The organism is Aeromonas lacus (assembly GCF_000764665.1).
GTDB classification, from domain to species: Bacteria; Pseudomonadota; Gammaproteobacteria; order Enterobacterales; family Aeromonadaceae; genus Aeromonas; species Aeromonas lacus.
The window spans coordinates 21830-28545 of the sequence record NZ_JRGM01000018.1 but is presented as its reverse complement, the minus strand read 5'-3'; the positions used below and the strand labels follow the sequence as shown (position 1 = coordinate 28545).

Sequence of the window (6716 nt, the reverse complement as noted above, 5' to 3'; positions counted from 1 at the left end):
GTATGACATTATTCACAGAGCATTTTTTTGCATCATATGACAAAAGTTCAAGAAATTACCACCAACTCTTAAAAGCAAATGGTATCAAAGGCAGGGAATACTTAAAGAAATATTTTACATTCCTTTTTGAGAACCACAAATTAATAACGATGGAAAGTATTATTATCACTTTAATAATATTCCTTGGTTATGTCATGGTAGGAATATTAGCTATTCAGTCAGCTATAAATATAGCCGACAAACTGATCAAATAATCATCTGGCGTGTTTTGTTAATAGAAAGGGCGCTTTCGCGCCCTTCTATATTAATTACCCTTCCTGATTTTCCCCGGCTACCGGTTCGGCACCGGCAGCGGGTTCAATCTCGATGCGATCGACGCGCTGCAAACCGCGGGGCAGCTTGGCGCCGCGGCGGCCGCGCTCGCCGCGGTAGTAGTCGAGATCGGACGGTTTCAGGGTCAGCTTGCGCTTGCCGGCAAACAGGGTGACCGACTGGCCCTGCGGGATCACGGCGGCCATCACCACAAACTCCTCCCGCGCCTTGACCCGCGCGGACGGGATGCTGATGAGCTTGTTGCCCTTGCCCTTGCCGAGCACCGGCAGGGTGTTCATCGGGAACAGCAGCATGCGCCCCTCGTTGGAGATGGCCATGCAGAGATCGGTCTCCGGCGAGCCAATCTTCTGGGGAGCCATCACCTGCCCCCCTTCCGGCACGGTGAGCAGCGCCTTGCCGTTCTTGTTCTTGCCGATGAGGTCGTCATAGGTGCAGACAAAGCCGTAACCGGCGTCGCTGGCGATCAGATACGGCTCGCCTTCGCTCCCCATCACCAGATGACGCACCTCTTCACCGGCCCCCAGCGCAAAGCGGCCGGTGAGCGGCTCGCCCTGACTGCGGGCGGAGGGCAGGGTGTGCGCCTCCAGCGAGTAGGTGCGGCCAAAGCTCGACAGGAACACCGCCTGCTGGTTGCTGCGGCCAAAGGCGTGGGTCAGGTAGTTGTCCCCCGCCTTGTAGGAGAGCCCCTCGACATCCACATCGTGACCCTTGGCGGCACGCACCCACCCCTTGTCGGAGAGGATGACGGTGACCGGTTCGCTCGGCACCAGCTCTTTCTCGGTCAGCGCCACCGCGGTGGCACGCTCCACCAGCGGGGTGCGGCGATCGTCGCCGTACTTCTCGGCATCGGCCAGCAGCTCTTTCTTGAGCAGGGTGTTGAGGCGACGCTCGGAGCCCAGGATCAGCTCCAGCTTGTCGCGCTCTTCGGCCAGTTCGTTCTGTTCGGCGCGCAGCTTGAACTCTTCGAGCTTGGCCAGATGGCGCAGTTTCAGCTCCAAAATCGCTTCGGCCTGGGTCTCGGTAATGTTGAAGCGCTCCACCATCACCTTGCCCGGCTCATCCTCGGTACGGATGATCTCGATCACCTCGTCGATGTTGAGGTAGGCGATCAGCAAGCCTTCAAGGATGTGCAGGCGAGCCAGCACCTTGTCGAGGCGGAACTGCAGACGGCGACGCACCGTCTCGCGGCGGAACTGGATCCACTCGCTGAGGATGGTCTTGAGACACTTCACCTGCGGCCGGTTGTCGAGGCCGAGGATGTTGAGGTTGACCCGGTAGTTCTTCTCCAGATCCGTGGTGGCGAACAGGTGGGCCATCAGCCCCTCTACATCCACCCGGTTGGAGCGCGGCACGATCACCAAACGGGTCGGGTTCTCGTGGTCAGATTCATCGCGCAGATCGGTCACCATCGGCAGCTTTTTCGCCACCATCTGGGCGGCGATCTGCTCCATGATCTTGGCGCCGGAGGCCTGATGAGGCAGCGCTGTGATGACGATGTCGCCATCCTCCTCGCTCCAGACCGCCCGCTGCTTGATGGAGCCCTTGCCGGTCTCGTAGATTTTGCGGATATCTTCGCGCGGGGTGATGATCTCGGCGTTGGTCGGGTAGTCCGGCCCCTGAATGTGCTGCATCAACACATCGAGCCCCGCATTGGGGTTGTCGAGCAGTTCGGCACAGGCGTAGGCCACTTCCCGCGCGTTGTGGGGCGGGATGTCGGTCGCCATGCCCACCGCGATACCGGTCACCCCGTTAAGCAGAATGTGCGGCAGGCGGGCGGGCAGCACCACCGGCTCCTTCATGGTGCCGTCAAAGTTCGGCGTCCACTCCACCGTGCCCTGGCCCAGCTCGGAGAGCAGCAGCTCGGAGAAGCGCGATAGCCGCGCTTCGGTATAACGCATGGCGGCGAAGGATTTGGGATCGTCCGGCGCACCCCAGTTACCCTGACCGTCCACCAGCGGGTAGCGGTAGGAGAAGGGCTGGGCCATCAGCACCATGGCTTCGTAACAGGCGCTGTCGCCGTGGGGGTGGTACTTACCCAGCACATCACCCACGGTACGGGCGGACTTCTTGTGCTTGGACAGCGCCGACAGACCCAGCTCGCTCATGGCGTAGATGATGCGCCGCTGCACCGGTTTGAGGCCATCGCCGATATGCGGCAAGGCCCGATCCATGATGACGTACATGGAGTAGTTCAAGTAAGCCTGTTCGGTAAAGGTGCGCATTGGCTGGCGCTCTACCCCGTCCAGACTGAGCTCGATAGCATCACTCATGTGATTTTCTCTTTCGGTTCGGGAGCCGCCACAGGGCGACTCCGGCTAAATGCTTGCCGGCCCCGACAGGGCCGGCCGACGGCTTAGATGATGGCGAGGTTGCCCTTCTCTTCCAGCCACTCGCGGCGATCGCTCGCCCGCTTCTTGGCCAGCAGCATGTCCATCAGCTGCAGGGTCTCGTCAGCCGCATCCCCTTCGGCCTCCCCTGCCGGCTCCATGGTGAGCTGCACCAGACGGCGGGTGTTGGGATCCATGGTGGTTTCCCGCAGCTGTTTCGGGTTCATCTCACCCAAACCCTTGAATCGGGTCACCATCACCTTGCCCTTCTTCTTCTCGGCTTCGACCCGCTGCAGCACGCCGTTCTTCTCGTCCTCATCGAGGGCGTAGTAGACCTCTTTACCGATATCGATCCGGTAGAGGGGCGGCATGGCCACATAGACATGGCCCTTCTCCACCAGCGTGCGGAAGTGCTTCACAAAGAGGGCGCAGAGCAGGGTGGCGATGTGCAGACCGTCCGAGTCCGCATCCGCGAGGATGCACACCTTGCCGTAGCGCAGGCCACTGAGATCCTCGGAGTCGGGGTCGAGACCGATGGCCACCGAGATATCGTGCACCTCCTGCGAGGCGAGCACCTGACCGGCCTCCACCTCCCAGGTGTTCAGGATCTTGCCGCGCAGCGGCATGATGGCCTGAAACTCGCGATCACGCGCCTGCTTGGCACTGCCGCCTGCGGAGTCACCCTCCACCAGGAACAGCTCGCCCTGCATGGGGTCGGCGCAGTTACAGTCGGTCAGTTTGCCAGGCAGCGCCGGGCCTTGCGTTATCTTCTTGCGCACCACCGTCTTGGCGGCGCGCATCCGGCGCTGGGCGCTGCTGATACAGAGCTCAGCGATCTGCTCCGCCAGCTCAGTGTTGCTGTTCAGATACAGGCTGAAGGCATCCTTCACCACGCCGGAGACGAACGCCGAGCTCTGGCGGGAGGAGAGGCGCTCCTTGGTCTGACCGGCAAACTGCGGATCCTGCATCTTGATGGAGAGGATGTAGGCGCAGCGATCCCAGATATCTTCCGGAGTCAGCTTGACCCCGCGCGGCAGCAGGTTACGGAACTCGCAGAACTCGCGCATGGCGTCGAGCAGGCCCTGACGCAGACCGTTGACGTGAGTACCGCCCTGCGCGGTGGGGATCAGGTTTACATAGGATTCAGCGAGGCATTCGCCCCCTTCCGGCAGCCAGCAGAGCGCCCAGTCCACCGCCGACTGCTCGGAGCTGAACGAGCCGATAAAGGGCTGCTCCGGCAGGCAGGTGAACTGCTTGACCGCGTCGATCAGATAATCCTTGAGGCCATCTTCGTAGCACCACTCCAGCTTGATGCCGGTGTTCTTGTCGAGGAACTTGATGGTGAGGCCAGGGCAGAGTACGGCCTTGGCTTTCAGCAGGTGCTCCAGCTTGGTGACCGAGAAGCGGGGCGAGTCAAAGTAGCTCGCCTGTGGCCAGAAGCGCACCCGGGTGCCGGTGTTGCGACGGCCGCAGGTGCCGGTGATGGTCAGCTCCTGCACCTTCTCGCCACGCTCGAAGGCGATGTCGTAGACCTGACCGTCGCGGCGCACCGTTACCTCGACCCGATCGGAGAGAGCGTTGACTACCGAAATACCCACCCCGTGCAGACCGCCGGAGAACTGGTAGTTCTTATTGGAGAATTTGCCGCCCGCGTGCAGCTTGCAGAGGATCAGCTCCACCCCGCTGACACCCTCTTCCGGGTGGATATCGACCGGCATGCCGCGGCCGTCGTCGATCACTTCGAGGGACTGGTCTTCATGCAGGATCACCTCCAGATTGCGGGCGTGACCTGCCAGCGCTTCATCGACGCTGTTGTCGATGACCTCCTGGCCGAGGTGATTGGGCCGGGTGGTGTCGGTATACATGCCGGGGCGGCGACGCACCGGTTCAAGGCCATTGAGGACCTCAATGGCATCCGCATTGTATTGAGTAGACATGGAGGGCCTTGCGAATTGACGTTTGGGGAGAATCTTACTCGTTGGGAGGGTATTGGACAAACTTGGCTGCGGGAAAGGGTGATCCGGAGGGGATTGTCCCCCTCCGGAGCCTATTTCAGCTCCCCTCGGCGGGGCCCGGCAGCGCCTGTTGCAGCTGGGAGAGCGAGCTTTGCAGCCGCCACACCATGCCCGCCAGTTCTCGCGCCGCGCCATCACCATGGTTGGCCAGCCCCTGACTGATCCGCTGCAGCTCGGCCAGCGTGCGGTCGAGAGAGGCGTGCTGCACCCCCTGCTCGGTGAGGATCCCCTTCAGGCAGCGGATGCAATTGTCGCGCACCAGATAGAGAGGATGTTCGTCACCGCGCCACTGGCGCAGCTGCCAGACAATATGGCTGCAGTTGAGCAGCACCACGCCCCAGCGCAGCACCCATAGGCGGGCGGTCTGATCCTGACTCTGACCCAGCTGGCTGATGCAGTGGTAGATCAGCGACTCGAACTGGCTCTCGCTCTGGCGCGGAGCCGGCTCCAGCTGATCCATGAAATGGCGGCGCAGGGAGCGGATTATGCGGCGGCTCTTGCGCCGATCCGAGCTCGGTCGCAGCAGCTGAAACGCCAGCGCGGCGCTCATCACCCCCAGCATCTGGGCGAGGCTGCTGTTGATGAACTGCTGATAGTCGTAGCTGGGCGGATTGGTGATGGCAAGAAAGGAGCCGAGCAGTACGATCATCTGGCCCCAGAGGCCCGCCTGACGCACCTGCTGCTGTTTGCAGAGCTGCATGGTAAGCAGCGCCGGAAAGAGCAAGATACAGAAGATCCAGAAGTCGTCGATGCGGATCATCAGACCAAACTTGACCGCAAAGCAGATGAGGCTGAGCAGCAGGATCGCCCTGAGCATGGTGTTGGCCCCCTGGGCCGGGGTCGCCGAGTAGAGCACGCAACAGATGGAGAGCATGGTGAGCGCCGAACTGCCCGCATCCCACTGACTGTTGATCCAGAAGGTGCAACCGAGCAGCACGCAGAGGAAGGTGCGCCCGCCGTTATAGGCCGCCTCCAGCGTGTCGGTATGGCTGGTAAGGGAGGTGTGACTGGGCGGCGCCGGCCACTCCTGATCGTCGTAGCGGGTCAACCGGTCGAGCCAGCGCTGACACTCCAGATAGCTCCAGCAGAAGTGGCGCAGCCGCAGCAAAAAGGTGCGCAGCCGATAATCATGCTCGCTGGTCGGCATCAGGGGAGCCAGCAACCTCGCAATCCGATACTTGTCGCACTCCGGCTTGCCAAGCTCGGTCAGCAGGGTGGCGAGCAGCGCCTGAATGCACTCCGGTTGTTCCGGCCAGTTGTGCAGCATGCGGCGCTGGCTGGAGATAAGGCTGATCAGGCGCAACTGGCGATGGAGCAGGAAGTTTAGCAGCCGGTTCTGGCGCCGCAGCCGGTGATGGCTCCAGACCGCCTGAATACGCAGCACGTTCATGGTGAGGATCTGGCCGATCAACCCTTCGTGGGAGCTGCGCACCTCGGGCGTCATCTCCCCCAGCCAGAGCAGCTGGGCATGTTCCAGCAGGCGGGCTTGGCTCTTGCGCAGGGATTCCAGCAGGGTTTCGCTGTCGGAGGTGCTGGGCAGGATCATCATCATCAGACCGCCGCAAAGGATACCGATGATCACCTCGCTCACCCGCGCCTGGGCAATATCGAAGATATGGTGGGGATCCGCCACGTTGACGCAGGAGAAGGCGATGATGGCGGCCGTATAGCCACCGAGAGCAAAGGCGTAGGAGACGTTGTTCTGATAGTGGTTGGAGATGTAGGTACACAAGCCCAGCCAGAGGGCGATGAGGAAGCTGAACAGCCAGGGATCGCTGATGCCAAGACCGGTGATCACTACCGCTGCCATCGCTCCCATCAGGCTGCCAACCACCCGCCCCAGACTCTTGCTGATAACCCCGCCCACGGTGGGAAAACTCACCACGGCGGCCGAGCTCATCGCCCAGTAGGGGGAGTCGAGCTGCAGCACAAAGGCCAGCCAGAGCGACAGGCACATGGCCAGCGCATTGCGCAGGGCATAGCGCCACTGCCCCCCTGTCGCCCTCCCCCAGGGAGTGCGCAGCCAGAATGACTCGCTCAC

Annotated in this window: 4 protein-coding genes; 1 reads left to right on the top strand and 3 read right to left on the bottom strand. The window is 61.6% G+C overall.

Going from position 1 to position 6716, the window contains the following annotated elements:
* Nucleotides 1-254 (top strand): hypothetical protein (locus LG31_RS21530; RefSeq protein ID WP_033113024.1); only part of this gene is annotated, 254 nt, incomplete at its 5' end.
* 54 nt (nucleotides 255-308) lie between these two features.
* On the opposite strand, the gene parC is transcribed toward LG31_RS21530, so the two are convergent.
* The 3 genes from parC to LG31_RS0102970 form a co-directional block, all read right to left on the bottom strand.
* Nucleotides 309-2603: a DNA topoisomerase IV subunit A gene (gene parC / locus LG31_RS0102980; RefSeq protein WP_033113023.1), complete on the bottom strand. Its 2295-nt coding sequence runs from the start codon at nucleotides 2601-2603 to the stop codon at nucleotides 309-311.
* 83 nt (nucleotides 2604-2686) lie between these two features.
* On the bottom strand, nucleotides 2687-4597 hold the full coding sequence (gene parE, locus LG31_RS0102975; protein ID WP_033113022.1) for a DNA topoisomerase IV subunit B: 1911 nt from the start codon (nucleotides 4595-4597) through the stop codon (nucleotides 2687-2689).
* A 115-nt stretch (nucleotides 4598-4712) separates the two neighbouring features.
* Complete coding sequence (locus LG31_RS0102970; RefSeq protein WP_033113021.1) at nucleotides 4713-6716, bottom strand: FUSC family protein; 2004 nt, start codon at nucleotides 6714-6716, stop codon at nucleotides 4713-4715.

What these genes read in the sequence shown, in the direction of transcription:
- parC (WP_033113023.1), bottom strand. Translation starts at nt 2,603, where the DNA reads ATGAGTGATGCTATCGAGCTCAGTCTGGACGGGGTAGAGCGCCAGCCA.
- parE (WP_033113022.1), bottom strand. Translation starts at nt 4,597, where the DNA reads ATGTCTACTCAATACAATGCGGATGCCATTGAGGTCCTCAATGGCCTT.